Source organism: Stutzerimonas stutzeri, assembly GCF_002890895.1.
Lineage (GTDB): Bacteria > Pseudomonadota > Gammaproteobacteria > Pseudomonadales > Pseudomonadaceae > Stutzerimonas > Stutzerimonas stutzeri_AB.
This window is the reverse complement of sequence record NZ_POUL01000001.1, coordinates 613,987-633,070: the sequence shown is the minus strand read 5'-3', so window position 1 is coordinate 633,070 and position 19,084 is coordinate 613,987. Positions and strand designations below refer to the sequence as shown.

General features: G+C 62.6%; 23 protein-coding genes. 15 read left to right on the top strand and 8 right to left on the bottom strand.

Annotation, left to right across the window (positions count from 1 at the left end; all coding sequences use genetic code 11):
• Positions 1–12: 12 nt before the first annotated feature.
• Genes CXK96_RS02955 through CXK96_RS02945 form a run of 3 tightly spaced genes read left to right on the top strand, consistent with a single transcriptional unit; the run spans position 13 to position 3,120 of the window.
• Positions 13–756 (top strand): F0F1 ATP synthase subunit delta, encoded by a 744-nt coding sequence (locus CXK96_RS02955; RefSeq protein ID WP_102834991.1) that lies wholly within the window; start codon positions 13–15, stop codon positions 754–756.
• Entirely contained in the window at positions 749–2,275 is a 1,527-nt protein-coding gene (locus CXK96_RS02950) for a F0F1 ATP synthase subunit alpha (RefSeq protein WP_102834990.1), read from the top strand. The genes CXK96_RS02955 and CXK96_RS02950 overlap by 8 nt, the downstream gene beginning before the upstream one ends.
• Positions 2,272–3,120: a F0F1 ATP synthase subunit gamma gene (locus tag CXK96_RS02945; RefSeq protein ID WP_102834989.1), complete on the top strand. Its 849-nt coding sequence runs from the start codon at positions 2,272–2,274 to the stop codon at positions 3,118–3,120. The genes CXK96_RS02950 and CXK96_RS02945 overlap by 4 nt, the downstream gene beginning before the upstream one ends.
• Positions 3,121–3,144: 24 nt before the next feature.
• Here the strand turns inward: CXK96_RS02945 and phnE are convergent, their stop codons facing one another.
• The 5 genes from phnE to CXK96_RS20880 all read right to left on the bottom strand — a co-directional run bounded on the left by phnE (position 3,145) and on the right by CXK96_RS20880 (position 6,936).
• Positions 3,145–3,912 (bottom strand): phosphonate ABC transporter, permease protein PhnE, encoded by a 768-nt coding sequence (phnE, locus tag CXK96_RS02940; protein ID WP_102835043.1) that lies wholly within the window; start codon positions 3,910–3,912, stop codon positions 3,145–3,147.
• Positions 3,909–4,742 carry a PhnE/PtxC family ABC transporter permease gene (locus CXK96_RS02935; protein WP_102834988.1) on the bottom strand — a complete coding sequence of 278 codons (834 nt, stop codon included), beginning with the start codon at positions 4,740–4,742 and terminating at the stop codon, positions 3,909–3,911. Before CXK96_RS02935 ends, phnE begins: the two co-directional genes overlap by 4 nt.
• The gene (locus tag CXK96_RS02930; protein ID WP_102834987.1) at positions 4,736–5,596 is read right to left on the bottom strand and encodes a phosphonate ABC transporter ATP-binding protein; all 861 of its coding nucleotides are present in this window, start codon (positions 5,594–5,596) and stop codon (positions 4,736–4,738) included. Before CXK96_RS02930 ends, CXK96_RS02935 begins: the two co-directional genes overlap by 7 nt.
• Positions 5,597–5,661: 65 nt before the next feature.
• Positions 5,662–6,513, bottom strand: coding sequence for a putative selenate ABC transporter substrate-binding protein (locus CXK96_RS02925; RefSeq protein WP_102834986.1), 852 nt, complete (start codon positions 6,511–6,513; stop codon positions 5,662–5,664).
• 246 nt (positions 6,514–6,759) lie between these two features.
• Positions 6,760–6,936 carry a hypothetical protein gene (locus CXK96_RS20880; RefSeq protein WP_256061698.1) on the bottom strand — a complete coding sequence of 59 codons (177 nt, stop codon included), beginning with the start codon at positions 6,934–6,936 and terminating at the stop codon, positions 6,760–6,762.
• 3 nt (positions 6,937–6,939) lie between these two features.
• On the opposite strand from CXK96_RS20880, the gene CXK96_RS20875 reads away from it, so the two are divergent.
• From CXK96_RS20875 to CXK96_RS02875, 10 genes are all read left to right on the top strand, one after another.
• The gene (locus CXK96_RS20875) at positions 6,940–7,122 is read left to right on the top strand and encodes a hypothetical protein (RefSeq protein ID WP_256061697.1); all 183 of its coding nucleotides are present in this window, start codon (positions 6,940–6,942) and stop codon (positions 7,120–7,122) included.
• A gap of 48 nt (positions 7,123–7,170) precedes the next feature.
• Complete coding sequence (locus tag CXK96_RS02915; protein WP_102834984.1) at positions 7,171–7,476, top strand: hypothetical protein; 306 nt, start codon at positions 7,171–7,173, stop codon at positions 7,474–7,476.
• Between the two features lie 152 nt (positions 7,477–7,628).
• Entirely contained in the window at positions 7,629–7,961 is a 333-nt protein-coding gene (locus CXK96_RS02910; protein ID WP_102834983.1) for a hypothetical protein, read from the top strand.
• A gap of 174 nt (positions 7,962–8,135) precedes the next feature.
• A complete protein-coding gene (locus CXK96_RS02905; protein ID WP_102834982.1) occupies positions 8,136–9,194 on the top strand; it encodes a M4 family metallopeptidase in 1,059 nt (352 codons plus the stop codon).
• 21 nt (positions 9,195–9,215) lie between these two features.
• Positions 9,216–9,539, top strand: coding sequence for a protealysin inhibitor emfourin (locus CXK96_RS02900; protein WP_102834981.1), 324 nt, complete (start codon positions 9,216–9,218; stop codon positions 9,537–9,539).
• 66 nt (positions 9,540–9,605) lie between these two features.
• Complete coding sequence (locus CXK96_RS02895) at positions 9,606–10,493, top strand: NAD(P)-dependent oxidoreductase (protein WP_102834980.1); 888 nt, start codon at positions 9,606–9,608, stop codon at positions 10,491–10,493.
• Positions 10,490–11,272, top strand: a complete 783-nt coding sequence (locus tag CXK96_RS02890; RefSeq protein ID WP_102834979.1) for a hydroxypyruvate isomerase family protein — start codon at positions 10,490–10,492, stop codon at positions 11,270–11,272. The genes CXK96_RS02895 and CXK96_RS02890 overlap by 4 nt, the downstream gene beginning before the upstream one ends.
• A 126-nt stretch (positions 11,273–11,398) precedes the next feature.
• Entirely contained in the window at positions 11,399–12,745 is a 1,347-nt protein-coding gene (locus CXK96_RS02885) for a spinster family MFS transporter (protein WP_102834978.1), read from the top strand.
• 128 nt (positions 12,746–12,873) lie between these two features.
• The gene (locus CXK96_RS02880; protein WP_102834977.1) at positions 12,874–14,139 is read left to right on the top strand and encodes an Hsp70 family protein; all 1,266 of its coding nucleotides are present in this window, start codon (positions 12,874–12,876) and stop codon (positions 14,137–14,139) included.
• A gap of 55 nt (positions 14,140–14,194) precedes the next feature.
• Positions 14,195–15,091: a CHAD domain-containing protein gene (locus CXK96_RS02875; protein WP_102834976.1), complete on the top strand. Its 897-nt coding sequence runs from the start codon at positions 14,195–14,197 to the stop codon at positions 15,089–15,091.
• Positions 15,092–15,121: 30 nt separating this feature from the next.
• On the opposite strand, the gene CXK96_RS02870 is transcribed toward CXK96_RS02875, so the two are convergent.
• The 3 genes from CXK96_RS02870 to CXK96_RS02860 all read right to left on the bottom strand — a co-directional run bounded on the left by CXK96_RS02870 (position 15,122) and on the right by CXK96_RS02860 (position 17,152).
• Complete coding sequence (locus CXK96_RS02870; RefSeq protein ID WP_102834975.1) at positions 15,122–15,535, bottom strand: DUF6306 domain-containing protein; 414 nt, start codon at positions 15,533–15,535, stop codon at positions 15,122–15,124.
• A gap of 69 nt (positions 15,536–15,604) precedes the next feature.
• Positions 15,605–16,156 carry a peptidylprolyl isomerase gene (locus CXK96_RS02865; protein WP_102834974.1) on the bottom strand — a complete coding sequence of 184 codons (552 nt, stop codon included), beginning with the start codon at positions 16,154–16,156 and terminating at the stop codon, positions 15,605–15,607.
• Positions 16,157–16,219: 63 nt separating this feature from the next.
• On the bottom strand, positions 16,220–17,152 hold the full coding sequence (locus tag CXK96_RS02860; protein ID WP_102834973.1) for a LysR family transcriptional regulator: 933 nt from the start codon (positions 17,150–17,152) through the stop codon (positions 16,220–16,222).
• 66 nt (positions 17,153–17,218) lie between these two features.
• Between CXK96_RS02860 and CXK96_RS02855 the strand changes: the two genes are divergently transcribed.
• Positions 17,219–17,539, top strand: a complete 321-nt coding sequence (locus CXK96_RS02855; protein ID WP_102834972.1) for a 3-phosphoglycerate kinase — start codon at positions 17,219–17,221, stop codon at positions 17,537–17,539.
• A gap of 180 nt (positions 17,540–17,719) precedes the next feature.
• On the top strand, positions 17,720–19,060 hold the full coding sequence (locus CXK96_RS02850; protein WP_102834971.1) for a DEAD/DEAH box helicase: 1,341 nt from the start codon (positions 17,720–17,722) through the stop codon (positions 19,058–19,060).
• The last annotated feature ends 24 nt before the right edge of the window (positions 19,061–19,084 follow it).

Sequence of the window (19,084 nt, the reverse complement as noted above, 5' to 3'; positions counted from 1 at the left end):
CGTGGCGACCCGATGAAGCTCGATTGGTGGACCCTCGGCCTGCAGCTGATCAACGTTCTGGTATTGATGTGGCTGCTGTCGCGTTTCCTGTTCAAGCCGATTTCGCAAATCATCGCCGAACGGCAGCGTGTGGCGGCCGAACTGCTCGATCAGGCCGCCGCGGCGAAGGCCGATGCGCAGGCGCTTGATGCCAGTGCCGTTGCGGCGAATGAAGCGGTTGCCCAGACACGAGCGGCGGCGCTTGAGGCCGTTCAACAGGAGGCTGACGCCATGCGCAGCAAGTTGTTGCGCGAGGCCGAAGCGGGCGCTGCGGACAGTCGTGAAAAGGCGATGCAGGCGCTGCAGGACGACCAGCGCGCGGCACGTCGGCGGGCTGAGGCAGACGCGGCACAACTGGCGCTCGATATCGCCAGAAAACTGCTGGCGCGCTTGCCGGCGGATGCTCAGGTTAGCGGCTTCGTTGAAGGGCTGGTGGCGGAGTTGGCGCGGTTGCCCGAGGCCCTTCGTGACAGTCTGCGCCAGCCAGCACAGCGATTCGAGCTGCACGCGCCGCGTTCTCTTGAGCAAGCCGAGCTCGCCCAAATCCAGCAGGCGCTTGCGACCGCCCTGGGGCAGCCGGTGACGCTGGACGTCATGGTCGACGCCACGCTGGTCGCTGGGCTGGAACTGACCGGAGGCGCGGTGGTGGTGCGCAACAGTTTTCGTGCCGATCTGGACCGGTTGAAGAACGAGCTGCTGGACGCCGAGCATGCCTAATCATCGACACAACACCGACGACTGGCTCGCGCGTAGCCGTGCAGCTCTTGACCGCGTCCGGCTCGGCGCCGAGGCTGGTGAAGTGGGTCGGGTCGAGCAGGTAGGTGACGGTATCGCTCAGGTTTCAGGGCTGCCCGGCGCGCGCCTTAACGAATTGCTGCGTTTTGACGACGCCGGTTTCGGTTTCGTGCTGACGCTCGACGCCGAGCGTATCGGTGTCGTGTTGCTTGACGAAGCCAGCACCATCGCCGCCGGGTCGCGTGTCTATGGTACCGGCGAGGTGCTTCAGGTGCCGGTAGGCCCCGAACTGCTGGGCCGTGTGGTGGACCCGTTGGGGCGGCCGCTGGACCGCGACGAGCCGATCGAAGCTCGGCAGTGGCTGCCCATTGAGCGGCCGGCGCCCGCCATCATCGATCGCGACCATGTGCGCGAACCGGTGGAGACCGGCGTACTGATCGTCGATGCGCTGTTTGCGATAGGCCGCGGCCAGCGCGAACTGATTATCGGCGACCGCGCCACGGGCAAAACCTCGCTGGCCATCGATGCCATCGTCAACCAGAAACACACCGAACTGATCTGCGTCTACGTGGCGGTTGGCCAGCGTGCCAGCGCAGTGCAGCAGGTGATCGAGGCCGTGCGTGAGCACGGCGCGGCGGAGCGCTGCGTGTTCGTGGTTGCGTCGGCGTCAGCCTCGCCGGGCATGCAGTGGGCCGCCCCCTTCGCCGGCTTCAGCATCGCCGAGTACTTTCGCGACCGCGGCCAGCATGCATTGATAGTCCTCGATGACCTCAGCAAACATGCCGCGACCCATCGCGAGTTGGCCTTGCTGACCCACGAGGCGCCGGGCCGCGAAGCCTACCCTGGGGACATCTTCTACCTGCACGCGCGGCTGCTGGAGCGAGCCGCCAAGTTGTCCGCAGAACTCGGTGGCGGCTCGCTGACCGCTTTGCCGATCGCGCAGACCGAGGCGGGCAACCTGTCGGCCTACATACCGACCAACCTCATTTCCATCACCGATGGCCAGATCGTTCTGGACAGCCACCTTGCTGCCGCCAACCAACTGCCTGCGGTCGACGTCGGGCTGTCCGTCAGCCGGGTCGGCGGCAAGGCGCAGGCGCGCATCCTACGCGACGTGGCTGGGCGAGTTCGTCTGGAGTACTCGCAGTTCCTCGAGCTGGAGTTGTTCACCCGGTTCGGCGGGCTCAGCGACAACCGGGTAAAGGCGCAGTTACAGCGCGGCGAGCGCAGTCGGGCGCTGTTTGCCCAGCCACGGTTTGCCGCCTTGCGCCGTATCGATCAGGTGGCCCTGCTCGCGGCCTTGTCCGACGGAGTTTTCGATGCTCAGCCGGTCGCCATGTTCAAGTCCCTGCGCGAACGTCTGCCATCCTGGCTGGATGCGCGGGCTACTGCGTTATCCCAGGAGGTCGAGCGCAGTGGTCAGCTGAACGATGATCAGCGCGCCGCGCTGATAGCTGAAGTCGCGGCCTTGTGCCGCGAGCTGGCGAGTACCGCGACGTGAGCAGTCGCCTCGGGGAGTTGGCCCAGCATCTTGAAACCACCCATGAGCTGGCTGGCGTGATTGGCGCCATGCGCGGGATTGCGGCCGCCCGCTCGCACGATGCACAACAGCGGTTGGCGGGTGTTCGGGCCTACGCCAGTACGCTGGGCGAGGCGATCGGTAAAGGGCTTGGGCTTCTCGAAGAGCTTGATCGGCCTGGCACACCGAAAAACGGGGCGCAGGCTCATCTGTTGCTTGTGCTCTGTGCCGAACAGGGCTTTGTCGGCACCTTCAACGACCGCCTGATCGACGCTGCGGCCGACGGTCTGCAGCGCTTGCCGGGGGACTTGCTGGTGGTGGGTGCGCGCGGTCAGGTCAGTACCGCCGATCGCGGGCTAAAGCCGGTCTGGTCGGCGCCCATGGCGGTCCATCCGGATGAGGCCCAGGCGCTCGCGGGGCGCATCGCCGAGGCGCTCTACACCCGACTCGACCCGAAGCGGGTGACTCGCGTTTCGCTGGTGCACGGCATGCCCCGGCAGGCCGGAAAACAGGCGATCGTCACGCGCTCATTGTTGCCGTTCGATTACTCGCGCTTTCCGGTCGAACCCGGCGAGCGGTCGCCACGGACACATCTCGAACGTGGTCAGCTGGTGTTGCAGTTGGCTGAAGAATACGTCTATGCCGAGCTGTGCGAGGCGCTGATGTTGTCGTGTGCCGCAGAAAATGAAGCGCGGATGCACGCGATGATCACCGCTCAGGACAACATCAACCGTCGCCAAGATGAGTTGCATGCCCAGTTCAGTCGAGTTCGGCAGGACGAAATTACCGATGAAATCATGGAGCTTTCGTCGCAGCGCCTGTTCTGAAGGTCTGCCCGGTGGGCGCCTCGATTACGCGCGGACCCAGCGCTGGCGGGCCCAGCCACTCAATGCATCGACAGCCAGCACCATCAGCAGCATGGCGAGGATTACTGTCGATGCTTGCGCCTCCTGGAACAGGCTGAGGCTCATGTAGAGCATCTGGCCGAGGCCGCCGGCGCCAACGAAGCCGAGTACGCTTGCCATGCGGATGTTGTTTTCCCACCGGTAAAGGCTGTAGGCGACGAGCTGCGGCCACAAACCCGGCAAGGTGCCGTAGCAGAACGCGGTGACTCGACCGCTGCCGGCCAGTCGCAGCGCCTCGCTCGGCGCGTTCGGCGTGTTTTCCAAGGCTTCGGCGAACAGACGCCCAAGCACGCCTGCTGTGTGCAACGCGAGGGCTAAGGTGCCTGCATTCGGTCCCAGGCCCGCCGCCAGGACCATCAGTGCCGCCCAGACGAGTTCAGGGATCGCACGTAGCGCATTAAGGAGCAATCGCGAAACGGCCTTTGCAATCATTCCGAAGCGTCCGGCCGCCGGCAGCGCCAGCAGCAGGCCAAGCAATGCTGCCAGTAAGGTGCCGATGGCCGACATCGCCAGGGTTTCCAGCGCGCCGTAGCCGATGGCGCGCAAGTGCGGCGCCGACAGGTCGGGACTGAGAAAACCTGTGGCGTATTCGCCCATGTGCGCGAGGCCTTCGCGGCTGAACAACGCGCTGGCTTCGAGCTGCAGATAGCTAAACGATCCGAGCACTGCGATAACCAGGAGCAGCGGCAGGGCGTAGCGCGCGAGCGGTTTCAGACGTACCTCCGGCGCAGCTGCTGGCTGAGCAGGTCGGCCAGCAGCACCAGCACCAGGAAGGTCAACAGCATGCTCGCCACTTCGCCGCCGGCGAACATGCGGATCGACAGGTCCATCTGCTGGCCCAAACCACCCGCGCCGACGAAGCCCATCACCACGGAAGCGCGGATGGCGCACTCCCAGCGGTAGACGGTATAGGAGAGCATTTCGCCGGTGGCCTGCGGTAACACGCCGTAGGCGAAGGCCTGCAGGCGCGAACCGCCAGCGCCAATCAGCGCGCGAGTGGGCAGAGGATCGACCGACTCGAAAATTTCCGCATAGACCTTGCCGAGCATGCCGGCATAGGTGATGGCAATGGCCAGTACCCCAGCGGTAGGCCCGAGCCCGACAGCGCGGACGAAGAGCAGTGCCCAGACGATTTCAGGGACGCTGCGCAGCAGAATCAGCAGCCCTCTGACTGGCCAACGCAGCGCCTGAGCCCACCAGTGAGGACGACCGCCGCGGCTGACCGCTGAGATCGACAAGGCGCGGGTCGCCAGCAGGGCGCAGGGGATGGCCACGGCGAGGGCCAAAGTCATGCCAGCTGTTGCGATAGCGAGCGTTTCCAATGTTGCGCGCCCGAGCAGGCGCAAGAACGCGGCATCATGAGCCGGAGGCCAGAAACCGGACAGGAAACTGGCCATGATCTCCGCGTTGCTGCCATCGAAGAGCACACCGATATCCAATTCGCTCAACGACAAGCCCGGCCACAGCAGCGCCAGTGCCACGAGGGTCAGCACCAGGCGTGAGTGGGCGGCGGGGTCGCGCTGGGTGAAGACTGGGTTCAGCATCGAGGAATTTGCAGAGGCTGGCCGGGCATCGCCTGCAAGACCGCCGCACTGCCCAGTTGCTCATTGGCATAGAGCGCTTCGAGTTCGGCCGGCATTACCTGGCTGGACGGCTTGTCAAAGAGGATGCGGCCATCGCGCACGCCAATCACCCGAGGAAAATGCTCCAGTGCCAGCTCAACGGCGTGCAGGCTGGCCAGTAGCGTCGCCTGGCGGCTCATGGCCTCGCGGTTGAGCACATTCAGTGAATAGGCAGCGAGCACGGGGTCCATCGCCGAGACCGGCTCGTCTGCCAGGATCAGTTCCGGGCTTTGGTAAAGCGCGCGTGCGATGCCGACTCGCTGCAGCTGCCCGCCAGAAAGCTGATCGCAACGGGCATAGAGTTTGTCCGCCAGATCCAGCTTGCCCAGCGCCTGCGCAGCACCATCCTTGTCCAGCGGATAGACCAGGCTGAGCAAGCTGTGTACAAGTGACCATTGGCCGAGCCGGCCGGCCAGCACCGAGGTGATCACCCGTTGCCGTGGCGGCAGCGGTGGCGCCTGGTGAATCAGGCCGATACGTGAGCGCAGCTTCTGCCGGGCACCTGCTGAAAGCGACCAGGGGCGGTCACCGAGCACGTCCAGTTGCCCAGTGACCGGTTCTAGATGAGTGGCAAGCAGGCGCAGCAAGGTGGTCTTGCCTGCGCCCGAGGGGCCAATCAGCGCAACCCGCTCGCCCTGAGCGATCTCCAGCTCGATATTGTGCAGTGCGAGCTGTCCACCGGCATGCCAATAGCTGACGCCGGCCAGCCGCAGGACGGATTTGGCCGGAGACTCATCACTCTCGAGCAAGCCAGCAGACGTTGTTGCATGGCTCATTCAAACGCACCCACTTACCCTGGCTTCAGAAACACGGGAGGCAGAGGCGCTACGGCTAGCTGGGCTCACTTCAACAGGCCAGCGGCGCGCGCAGCTTCCTCGATGCCTTCGTAATTTTCCGGGCGGGTTTCGATGAAACGGGTGGCCGCTTGCAGATCGAGAATCTTCTTGTGTTCCGGATTCTTCGGGTCGAGCTGAAGGAAGGCGGTTTTGATCTTCTGTACCAGCGCCGGGTCCAGGTTGCCGCGTACGGTCCAATTGTAATCGTAGTAGGGCGGCGTGGTGGAGATTACCCGCACCTTGTCGGTATCGACTTTGCCAGCCGCGACCAGCTTGTCCCACACCGAGGCATTGAGTACGCCACCATCGGCTTTGCCAGCCTGGACCCATGCCGCCGTGGCGTCATGCGCACCGGAATAGGCGATGCGTTTGAAGAACTGCTCGGGATCGATGCCGTCCTTGATCATGAAGTAGCGCGGCATCAAGCTGCCGGAGGTCGAAGACACGGAGCCAAACGCAAAGGTCTTGCCTTTCAGGTCCTGCAGGGTCTTGACCTCAGGATCGGCAGTGATGAATTTACTGGTGAATTTCTCGTCCTGTTCCCGCTGTACCAGCGGGATCGCATCGCCGGTCTTCAGGTGAGTCTGGACGAAGGTGAAGCCGCCGAGCCAGGCCAGGTCGAGGCGGTCGGACGCGAGGGATTCGACCACCGCAGCGTAATCGGAAACCGGGGTGAACTTGACCGGCATGCCCAATTCTTTCTCGAGGTATTCGCCCAGTGGTTCGAACTTGCGGATCAGCTCGGTCGGGGCTTCGTCGGGAATGGCCGATACGCGAAGGACGTCGGCAGCATGGGTGGTGGCAATAGACAACGAAAGGGCAAGGCCGGTAACGGCTGCCAGGGTGCGCTTCAGCATTGTGGTTCTCCGGTTCAATAGCGGAAAAAGCGCGCGGATTATAGAGGTAGAAGGCGGCGACAACGCAAGCATCAGGCCGAGATGGCTTTGTCGTCCGCCGAAACGAAAGCTGGGCGCCGGGTGTAGCAGAGCTTGGTGCGCTGTCTATCCGGGCGGGTGGATGACGTCGATCAACATATGCTCAGTTCCATGCAAAAACCTAAGCGAGTGGTGGCATTTAGCTATTTAAGTGCCATCAAGGGTTGATTAGACTTCGACGCCTTCAAGGTCGAGGGTTACGACATGGGTGAGTTCAAGGAAGAAAAGCGGAAGCTTCATGCGCTGCGAAAACATATCGACGTACTCCTGGCGCACGGCGCAGTTATCACTCAGCGGGATCCGCTCGTCCTCCTCGATGGCGGACAGGTGCTTCGGGTCGACCACGGCATGCTCATCAGCTACTACAAATCCCTCGCATTGATCGAGCCGACCACCGACGGCGAATGGCCGGATTCATTGCGCGAGATGGCTGCCGATCTCTGCTGCCATCAGCTCGACGAAGCCATCGAAGCCGGGCTTGAAGACAATCTGGAAAGCGGCGCCTCGGCCAGGCAAGGCCAGGCAAGCTGATGCTGAGGGTCAGCCGGCGCTAATCGCCGGCTGGGCCGGAAGACCCCTATGCTTTCTGAACGCCGTGAAAACCATAGATTGCGCCGGCACATCGATTGTCTGCTCAGCGCCGGAGCGAGCCTGACCGGGCGCAGTCCGATCATCTTAGACTTTCACGAATGTACCTTTACGGTGCATGACGGAAAGCTTTTTAACGAGAACGGGCTTCGAAGCCTGGTTGCAGTCATTGCCAGGCATGTGTGGTCCTCCGCGGAGCTACAACAGGTCGCTATCGAGATTTGCTTGGGTCAGCTCGACACCCGACAAACTGAGTTGAGTGCCTCCCGCGAAGCTAAGCGCATCTCCTTCCTGTAAGGCGCGTTTCAGCGCTCAAGATGGCGCCATGCGTCAGCCCGCAACGAAGCAAGGGCTTGCCCACATCGGCACGACGGTCTCGATATTTAGTGTTTGTGATGCGCATCACATTTAGTAGAATCTGCGGCCTTCATGGATGATGGCTTTTTGATGTGAAATCAGCTCAGGACAAGCGTGTACTCCACACGCTCCGCAAACAGGTCGACGCGTTGCTCGTTGTTGGCGCAGTCATCACCTCGAGAGATCCGCTCACCATTGTTACAGCTGGCGAAACCCTGAAAATTAAGCATGGAGCGCTTGTCGGCTACTCTCAGATCCTGGACTTGATCGAACCGGTTGCTGACCACGAGTGGCCGGAGGCCTTGCGGCAAATGGCCATTGATCTCTGCATCAAGCAGCTCGACCAGGCAATCGAAGCGCTGAATAACGGTAGCGCGCTCGCTGAGACGCAACTTGCCGCTAACGACAGCGCAATCATCGGCTGAACTCCCTCTCTGCACTCCGCCGAATCAAAGCACCCCTATGCAGCTTGCCGACTGTGGCTTTTGCTCTAGCCTGCTCAAAGCAGACATTGAAAAACAGCCGGCACGACATCGCTGCGCCTGAAGGGGCCCCAATCTGAGGGGGCGCTTGTAAGCGATCTGGCTGAAGGGGAGTCGATGCAAAATTCAAGCATGCGCCACAGCTTCATCCCGCCGTACATACTCGACCGGATCATTGCGCACGGCTCGGAGTGGCAGCGCGAGCGGGCCCAGGAAACGCTGGCACAGGTGAGCGCTCTGCTGCCCAATCCCGGGCCACCCAAGCGACAGCCAAGCGTCACCGTGCTGCCTGAGCGAGGTCGGCCGGGCGAGCCGCGCCGTAGCATTCACGATGCGGCGCAACAGATGCTGTTACCTGGCGTGCTGGCCAGAATCGAGGGTCAGCTGCCAGTTGGCGATTCGGCCGTCGACGAGGCCTACGATGCGCTCGGCAAGACCCACGCTTGTTTCTGGCAAGTGTTCGGTCGCGACTCGATCGACAACCATGGCTTTCCGCTTATCGGCACGGTGCACTACGGTGTTGGCTACGAGAACGCCTTCTGGAACGGCGCGCAGATGGTCTTCGGCGATGGTGACGGCGAGATATTCAACCGCTTTACGCTGTCACTGGATGTGGTGGCGCACGAGCTGGCCCACGGCATCATCGAGAGTGAAGCCGGGCTGCTGTATCTCAACCAATCCGGTGCCTTGAACGAATCGCTATCCGATGTGTTCGGCGTGCTGGTCCGACAGTTCAGCCTCCGGCAGACAGCTCAGCAGGCCGACTGGCTGATCGGCGCCGAGTTGCTGACCGACAAGGTGAAGGGCTCGGCATTGCGCTCGATGGCCAATCCCGGCAGCGCCTACGACGATCCGCTGTTGGGCAAGGACCCGCAGCCAGGGCACATGCGCGACTTCATCGACACCCGTGATGACAACGGCGGCGTGCACCTCAACTCTGGCATTCCCAATCACGCGTTTTATCTAGCCGCCCAAGCCCTCGGCGGCTACGCCTGGGACAAGGCCGGGCGCATCTGGTACGACACGCTCTGCGATCAGAGACTGGCCAGGGATGCGGATTTCATCGCGTTCGCCAGTTTGACCATCGAAAACGCATTGACCCGTTTTGGCGTCGGCAGCAGCGAGGCGCAGGCGGTCAGGCAGGCATGGGCAGATGTCGGTGTTCTGGAGCGGTAACGGGCCCAACGAGGAGACGTGATGAAACAGTTACCAGCGCTGGGCACGGACGCCACCGTTCGCCTTTCCAGGCAGGGCGGGTTCGCCGCGATGCAGGCGCTTTCTCGGCCACGTGAGATCGATTTCGCCAGTTGCGATGAGCAGCAGCGGGGGCAGGTTTGCTCTGTCCTTGAGGGCTGCCTGCCGCTGGCGAGTGCCACCGCAGGGCAGGGTGATCGTCGTTATTATCAGATCGAGCTCCGCTACCGGGAAAACGACCGTGACAGCGAGTTGCTGCTGCAGGTCCCGGAAGAGCTGGCCCCAGGTGAGCTGGTGCGGCTCTGGGACAAGGGCAAGGTGCTCTGACCGGTTTGGCTGCCAGCGTCATTGCAGCGCTAGAATCCCATCCCCGGTATTCAAGGAGCCATCCCCATGTCTGATTTGCCCTCTATCGCCTTTGCTGGCATCGGCCTGATGGGCTTGCCGATGTGTCGACGACTCCTTGCGGCCGGCTATCAACTGACGGTCTGGAACCGTTCCCCCGAAAAATGTGCGCCGTTGATCGAGGCCGGGGCGAGACAGGCTGGCAAGCCTGCCGACCTATGTCGCGACGCGGACATCGTACTGCTCTGTCTGGCCGATACCGCGGTGGTGCGAGAGGTGGTGTTTGGCGCTGGCGGCATCGTTGAAGGTGCTCGGACCGGGCAGCTCTTGGTCGATCATTCCAGTCTGGAGCCAGCCACTACGCGCGCCATGGCTGCCGAACTCGAGTCCCGGAGCGGCATGCGCTGGGTCGATGCGCCGGTGTCCGGCGGTACCGCAGGCGCCGAGACGGGCAGCCTGGCGATCATGGCAGGCGGGCGCAGCGAGGATATCGAGCGGGTTCGAACTGTATTGGCGCACCTCGGTCAGCGGCTGACCCACATGGGCGATGTCGGTGCCGGCCAGGTCACCAAGGCCTGTAATCAGATGATCGTCGCCTGCAATGCGCTGGTCATCGCCGAGGTGGTGGCCTTGGCCGAACGCTCAGGTGTTGATGCCAGCCTCATCGCGCCAGCCTTGGCCGGTGGTTTCGCTGATTCCAAACCGCTGCAGATCCTCGCTCCGCAGATGGCTAACAGCGCGTTCGAACCGGTGAAATGGCGGGTTCGCACCCTGCTCAAGGATCTCGACACGGCCGTGCAGCTCTCCCGCGAAGCAGGCAGCGCCACGCCCATGACAGGGCTCGCCGCACAGTTGATGCGCCTGCATGGCAGTGGGGGCGAACTTGAAAATGATCCTTCTACTCTGGTCAGGATGTTTCGGGAGCAAAAGCAATGAGGATCGCCGCCAACCTGTCCATGCTGTTCAACGAACTGCCCTTGGCAGAGCGAGTCATGGCCGCCCGTGTTGCCGGGTTCGACGGTGTGGAAATTCAGTTCCCTTATGAGCTTCCGGCGATTCGCCTGAAGGAGCTGCTTGAGCGTGCGGGTTTGCCGCTGGTGCTGATCAATCTGCCGGCCGGTGATTTCATGCAGGGCGGTGCCGGGCTGGCGGCGGTGCCGTCGCGGCAGGCTGAGTTCGACGCGGCCCTACAGGAGGCATTGACCTACGCGGCCATGGCGCGGCCGATGTGCGTCAACGTACTGCCCGGCCGGCTGGCCGAAGGCGTGACCCGTGAGCAGGCCCTGGAAACCCTGGCATGCAACCTGCGCAAAAGCGCCGAGGCGTTTGCACCTCTGGGGGTGCGAGTGGTATGCGAGGCGATCAATCCGCTGGACATGCCGGGTTTTCTGATCAACACCCCGGAGCATCTGCAAGCGCTGCTGGAGCGCGTCGATCATCCCAATTGCCAGGCACAGCTGGACCTCTATCACATGGCCCGACAGGAGCTGGATGTTGCCGCTGGGATAGCACTGCTTGGCGCCCGGACCGGGCATGTGCAGTTTGCCGACTGTCCTGGCCGCGGGGCGCCCGGCACGGGCTCGATAGCTTTCGGGCCGTTGCTCGACGCCTTGCGATCGGTGGGCTACACCGGCTGGTTGGCGGCGGAATACCGCCCCGACAGCCCGGATACTTCGACCGGCCTTGGCTGGCTGGAGGCTTGGCAGCAAAGCTGAACCGTCGCATCGACCGGCATCAGCGAAAATGATGGTGACAGACAGACGCCTGCGAGAACCCTAGAGTCAGTTTCGAGAACCGGTCGGCACACGGCCGGTGCATAACAATAAATCGAGAGCGACGTCATGCAGCCATCCACCCAAGCCGCGAACGCCTGGCGCGTCCTGTTCCTGCTGTTTCTGGCCAACCTGTTCAATTTCTTCGACCGCACCATCCCGGCGATCATTGCCGAGCCGATCCGCCTGGAGTGGGACCTCAACGATTTCCAGTTGGGCCTGATCGGCACTGCCTTCACCATCATCTATGCGATCGCCGGCGTGCCGCTGGGCCGCATGGCCGACATCGGCTCGCGGCGCAAGATCATGGGCTGGGGCCTGACCGTCTGGAGCGGCCTGACCGCCGTCAACGGCCTGGCCTGGAATTTCTGGACCTTTCTGCTGGTACGCATGGGCATCGGCATCGGTGAGGCCAGCTATGCGCCCGCTGCCAACTCGCTGATCGGCGACCTGTTCCCGGCGCACAAGCGGGCTCGGGCGATGGGCATCTTCATGCTCGGTCTGCCGCTGGGGCTGTTGCTGGCCTTTTTCACCATCGGCTCGATGGTGGAGTACTTCGGCAGCTGGCGCGCGCCATTCTTCATTGCGGCAGTGCCTGGGCTGGTGCTGGCGCTGTTCATCTTTTTCGTCAAGGAGCCACAGCGTGGTGCGGCGGAAACGGTGAAGGTTTCGCAGACGCCGGTAGAGCAGCCGATTCGCAAAGTGTTTGCGATCCGCACCTTCTGGTGGCTGGTGCTGGCAGGGCTGGCGTTCAATTTCGCCACCTACGCCTGCAACGCGTTCATGGTGCCGCTGCTGATGCGCTACCACGCGGTGCCGCTGGTGGAGGCCTCGATCGCCACTGGGGTGATCGTCGGCTTGACTGGCTTGATCGGGTTGACCCTCGGCGGTTGGGTCGCGGACAAGATCCACCAGCGCTTCGCTCGTGGCCGTCTTATCTTCGCCGCCGTGAGCATGCTCATCGCCACCGCTCTGACCGGTTACGCATTGCTCGCCGGACGGATCGAGGTTGGCGTGTTCGTCGCGGTCTTCAGTATCGGCTGGCTGTTCTCCTACAACTTCTACACCTGCGTCTACACCGCCATCCAGGACGTCGTCGAGCCGCGTCTGCGTGCGACCGCCATGGCGCTGTTCTTCGCCGGGCTCTATCTGCTGGGCGGCGGCATGGGCACAGTGGTAGTGGGGCTGCTGTCGGACCATTTCGCCGAGTCGGCAATGCTTGCCGCAGGCGCCAGTGAGATGAGTGAAGTGTTCCGGGCCGAAGGTCTGCACGGGGCCATGTACCTGATTCCAGCCTCCCTGCTGCTGACCATGGTGTTCCTGTTCCAGGCATCGCGCACCTTCTGCCATGACTCCAAGCGCATGACGGACGGCATGACTGACTCCGCAGCCGCTGCCGAGCCGGCACTCGCCTAACGGCACGCCGCTGCGACAGCACACGGCTGTCGCAGTGGTTTGCTTGGTTGAGATCGCCGACGATTGGCCTGCATTTGCCGGCCGGCTCGCATAAACTGCGCGGCCGTTTTTGGCAGTCCGGACCGCACATGCACAACTCGTCCCCCGCCCGCGCCTGCGGCATCGACTTCGGCACCTCCAACTCCACGGTCGGCTGGTGGCGTCCCGACGCTGAGCCGCTGCTGACCCTGGAAGGCGATCAGCAAACCCTGCCCTCGGTGGTGTTCTTCAACGTCGAGGAGCGTCGTCCGGTGTACGGTCGTCTGGCCCTGTCCGAATACCTTGAGGGCTACGAAGGGCGCCTGATGCGCTCGCTCAAGAGCCTGCTGGGCTCCAAATTGCTGAAGAGCGAAACCACCGTGCTGGGCAGCGCGATGCCGTTCAAGGACATCCTCGGATTGTTCCTGAGCACGCTCAAACAGCGCGCGGAAAACCAGGCCGGGCGCGCATTCGATGAGGTGGTGCTGGGCCGTCCGGTGTTTTTCGTCGACGACGATCCGCAGGCAGACAAGGAAGCGGCCGATACCCTGGCTGCGGCTGCCCGGAAGATCGGCTTCAAGGATGTCTCGTTTCAATACGAACCCATCGCCGCAGCGTTCGACTACGAGTCGCGCATCGAGCGGGAAGAGCGGGTACTGATCGTCGACATCGGCGGCGGCACCTCGGACTTCTCGCTGGTGCGGCTGGCGCCGGAACGTCGTCAGATCGATGACCGTCAGGACGATATCCTCGCCACCTCGGGCGTGCATATCGGCGGTACCGATTTCGACAAGCAGCTCAGCCTGCAGGGCGTGATGCCGCTGTTCGGATACGGCAGCCGGATGAAAAGCGACGCGCCGATGCCCACCAGCACCCACCTCAACCTGGCGACCTGGCACACGATCAACGCGGTGTATGCGCCAGCTTCGCTGCGTGCGCTACAAAGCATGCGCTACGACATCGTCGACCCCACCGGAATCGACCGGCTGTTCAGTCTGATCGAACAGCGCGCCGGGCACTGGCTGGCGATGCAGGTAGAACAGGGCAAGATCGAGCTGACTGACCATGAACGCTTCCAGATCGACTTCGCGCGAATCGAACCCGGCCTTGAAGCCACCCTCACACGTTCTGTATTCGAAACGGCGATCGACCCCCTGCTCGAACGAATCCGCGCCAATGTCAGTCAATTGCTGATGAGTGCTGGGCTCAAGCATGAGGACATCGACACGGTCTTCTTTACCGGTGGTTCCAGCGCGATCCCTGCGCTGCGCCAGAGCGTCGCCGCTTTGCTGCCGCGGGCGCGCCATGTCGAAGGCAATCGCTTCGGCAGCATCGGTAGCGGCCTGGCCATCGAGGCGCGCAAGCGCTACGGTTGAATCGCCCGTCATGCCTGCTGCCTGAGCGTGGCAGCGGGCCTGAATGGGAGTTGTCATGGTCTACAAGCTGCGTCCGCAAGACCCTGCAGCCGAGGTGCGAAAAGTCGCTCGGCAGGGCATCGACAAGGCCATTGAGGCGCTGAGCGTTGCACCTGAAGAACGCGCCGAAGGGGTGCATCAGGCGCGTAAGCGGTTCAAGGAGCTGCGGGCGCTGCTGCGTCTGGTACGCAAGCCGCTGGGGGACGAGTTCCAGCGTGAAAACCATCGTTTGCGGGATCTGGGCCGCGCCCTGGCCGAGTCGCGTGATGCGACGGCCATGCTGGAAAGTTGGGATGCCCTGGCAAAGCGATTTCCGAGCCTGTTCGCCGAGGCAGATTTCAAAAAGACCCGACGTCGCCTGCAGGCGCGGGCGAAGCAGACTGAAAGCGGCGCTACCGATCTCGATACGCGCATCGGCAAGGTCATCGATCAGCTGCAGGATGCGCGCAGCTGTGTCGACACCTGGCCGCTCCGTACGAAAGGCTTCGACTTGCTGGCTGGCGGCGTCAAGCGCACCTACGCCGACGGTTGTGCTGAGCTGGCCAAGGCCCGGCACGATCTCAGCGACGAGCAGCTCCACCAGTGGCGCAAGCGGGTCAAGGATCACTGGTACCAGACGCGCTTACTGGCGCCGAGCTGGCCGAAATTGATGCAGCTGCGCAGCGACTCGCTCAAGGAACTGGCAGATCTGCTTGGCGATGACCACGACCTGGCGATGATGACGGAACTGATGCAGGCTCAACCAGCGTTGTTCGGTGACGACACGCTGCGTGAGCGACTCGGCACAGCCGTAGCCGAGCGCCGCAGCGAGTTGCAGAGCGCCGCGCTCAAGCTGGGCGAGGAAATCTACGCGGAGGCACCGAAGGAGCTGGTGGCGCGCTGGCAGCGCTATTGGGATGGCGCCAGCGGCTGATAGACACTGGTCTGCCCAACGAGCCAGGCATCAGGCCGCCTGGCTGTTGATCTCGTGAATCTTGAGCATTTTTTCCAGCTCGGTGCGGACGAAGGCATCGTTGCAGCCAGGCAGGTATTCTCGCAGCTTGCGGATCACCCATTGCTGACCGCGGTCGACGAAGGTCAGGCGCTCATCAAGCGATTCGATAGCCATCGCCTTGCCGTAAAACGCGCCGGTCTCGCGGTTGGGCTCGATGTTCAGGTGGTTCATGCAGTTGAGCACTAGCCGGCAGCTGTCGACCTCGCCCTGGCGGATCTGCTCGAGTAATTTTTGCTGGGTTGGATCGTTGCACTGCTGCAGGCTTTCACCGGCGACTTTGGCCCCGGCACGCTCCGCGCTCAGCAGGTCCTGGAGCAGTTTTGCTTCCCCTTCCGTGGTGTTCAGCGGGTTCTGTTCACTCATGTCAGGTCTCCTGTTCAGCAAGCCGGTGCACGGCGGCTGCCGTGCACATTGTCGACCGAGGTCGAACGGTCAGAGTTTCTTCGCAGAGATGATCTTGACCGGCGTCAGCGGCACGTTCTGCATCATGCTGCGGTTGCCGGTGGGCACCTGAGCGATCTGGTCGACCACATCCATGCCGCGGACCACCTTGGCGAACACTGCATAGCCGAAGTCGCGGCTGCCATGGTCGAGAAAGTCATTGTCGCGGTGGTTGATGAAGAACTGACTCGTGGCTGAGTCGACGTTCTGCGTACGAGCCATGGCCAGCGTGCCGCGTACGTTGTGCAGTCCGTTGTCGGCTTCGTTCTTGATGGGCGCGCGGGTCTTCTTCTGGCTCAGGCCTTCGTTGAAGCCGCCTCCCTGGATCATGAAGCCTGGGATCACGCGGTGAAAGACAGTGCCGTCGTAGTAGCCGCTTTCGACGTACTCGAGAAAATTCTTCACGCTGACCGGGGCCTTTTCGGCCTCAAGTTCGATTTCAATTTCGCCCATGCTGGTGTTCAGCAGTACGTGAGGATTCTCCGCAGCGAGGAGGTTGCCGGCGAGCAGCAGTGAGCAGGCGGCAAGTACGAGTCGTTTCATGGTCTATTCCTGATATGGGTAAGCCTGGGTCTGCCCGTCTATGCAGGCCGGTAGCAAGGTGCCTCAGCCATCGTGCGAGTGATTACTTACCGGCTGAACAGGCGATTGCGCTTGTGCATCGTACGTCCTGATCAGGTCGATGAGAATCTGTGTGGCCGGGCCGAGCGGTTTGTCGGGGTTAGTGTAGAGGTAGAAAAGCGGCCGGCGAATGCTGCCCTGGACCAGTGGCAGCGGCTTCAGAGCACCTTCGGCCAGTTCGCGATGGATCATGTGGCGGGGCAGCCAGGCAAAGCCCAGGCCGCTGCTGACGAAGCCGACCGAAGTGGCCAGGCTGCCGACCGTCCAGCGCTGTTCGGCGCCCAGCCAGCCGATGTCGCGCGGTTGCCGCTGGCCGGAATCGCGCACCACCACCTGCATCTGACTTTGAAGATCCTGAACGCTGAGTTTGCGCTGCAGTTGATGCAACGAGTGGTTGGGGTGGGCGACGGCGACGAATTCGACGGTGCCCAGTTCCTGGCCAAGATAGCCAGTGATATCCAGGCCGCTTATGGCCAGATCCGCTGTGCCGTCCTTGAGTACCTCTTCAACACCGGACAGCACTTCTTCGCGCAACCGCACCCGACAGCCGCGGCTCTGCGGCATGAAGGCGGTCAACGCGCGGATCAGTTTGGCGTTGGGATAGGCGGCATCGACGACCAGCCGCACCTCCGCTTCCCAGCCTTGCTCCATGTGGTGGGCCAGTTCTTCCAGCTGACCGGCCTGGTTGACCAGTTGCCGGGAGCGGCGCAAGAGCACCTCGCCCGCATCGGTCAGCACCGCCTTGCGACCCTCGATGCGTAGCAGCGGCACCCCCAGCTGTTCCTGCATGCGGGCCACCGTATAGCTCACCGAAGATTGCGAGCGATGCAGCGTTTCAGCGGCCTGAGCGAAGCCGCCGTGGTCTACCACGGCCTGCAGGGTTCGCCATTGATCGAGGGTCACACGTGGCACTTTCATTCCATTGCTTTCCTGTTGCGTCGGTCTGGTACGCTGGCGGTCGCCAATTGGAGGAGCCCATAACAAATGAAAAGACTCTGCTTCGCTGCGCTTGTCATCTTCCCACTGAGCGCAGTTGCCGTCAGCTATCCCGTGGAGCTCGAACAAGAGCTGAACGGCGCCGAGGTGCTGGCGAGCACCGAGACCATCGACCGCGACATGGCCGGACTGGTGCTGCAGAACTTTGGTGAGGGCCCTGTGGAGTGTACCGCTGTGTTTCGCAACGGGCCTGAAATGCCGCGCACTCGACGTATCACGCTCGAGGCGGGAGAGAGCAAGCCCATGACCGCCAAATTCAAGCGCGACGTAATCAAGCTACGCGTCAAGTTGACCTGCGAGCCTCAATGACGTCCGCATGACGCGCACCCGTCACCGAGCCAGCGGTGAACGCCCGGTGGCTTTTCTCTTTCTGACCATCTGACCGTAGCGGCCGGCTAGCCTGTCGCCGCGCTGTACAAAGACGCCTCTGCGCGCGTCGAACGGGTTACTCTATGCCACGTTTTTTTCGACTTGCTTGAGGTGTCACCCTTGTTTGACCAATTCGCCCTCCACGAACGCCTGCTCAAGGCGGTCGCCGAACTCAAATTCGTCGAGCCGACCCCGGTGCAGGTGGCAGCCATTCCCCCTGCGCTGGAAGGGCGTGATCTGCGGGTGACGGCCCAGACCGGCAGCGGCAAGACCGCCGCCTTCGTCCTGCCGATGCTCAATCGGTTGATCGGCGATGCCGTGGTGCGGACCGATGTGCGTGCGTTGATCCTGCTGCCGACCCGTGAGCTGGCTCAGCAAACGCTCAAGGAAGTCGAGCGCTTCTCGCAGTTCACCTTCATCAAGTCGGCGATGATCACTGGCGGCGAGGACTTCAAGGTCCAGGCCGCCATCCTGCGCAAGGTGCCGGACATCCTCATCGGTACGCCGGGGCGGATGATCGAACACCTCAATGCCGGCACCCTGATCCTCAAGGATGTCGAACTGCTCATCCTTGACGAAGCCGACCGCATGCTCGACATGGGCTTTGCCGAAGACGTCCAGCGGCTGGTCGGTGAATGTGACAAGCGCCAACAGACACTGCTGTTCTCGGCCACCAGCGGCGGGGCGGCGCTACGCGAGATGAGTGCCGCCGTGCTGCGGGACCCGCTGCACCTGCAGCTCAACCGCGTTAGCGAGCTCAATGAAGGTACGCGCCAGCAGATCATCACGGCCGAAAACACCGAGCACAAAGAAAAACTGGTGCACTGGCTGCTGGCCAACGAGACCTACAAGAAAGCCGTGATTTTCACCAACACCCGAGTGCAGGCCGACCGTCTGTATGGCCGGTTGGTAGCCGAGGGCGTGAAGGCCTTCGTTCTGCACGGTGACAAGGATCAGAAAGACCGCAAGCTGGCCATCGACCGGGTCAAGGAAGGCGGGGTCAAGGTGCTGGTGGCAACCGATGTGGCCGCGCGCGGATTGGACATCGAAGGCCTGGATCTGGTGATCAACTTCGATATGCCCCGTTCGGGCGACGAGTATGTGCACCGTATCGGCCGCACCGGTCGCGCCGGGGCTGAAGGTCTGGCGATCTCGTTGATCTGCCATAACGACTGGAACCTGATGTCGAGCATTGAGCGCTATCTGAAGCAGCGCTTCGAGCGTCGGGTGATCAAGGGGCTGAAAGGCAGCTATGGCGGCCCGAAAAACCTCAAGGCGTCGGGTAAGGCCGCCGGCACCAAGAAGAAAAAGGACGACAAGAAAAAGACTGCTGACAAGAAGGTCGCAGCCAAGCCGGTAGCCAAGCGTCCGAAAAATGCCAAGCGCGAAGCGCCGGCTTCATCGGTCGTCAGTCAGGACGGGCTCGCCCCTCTACGGCGTAAAAAGCCCGCCGCAGAGTGATCTGCAACAGCCGGGGCGGCATCA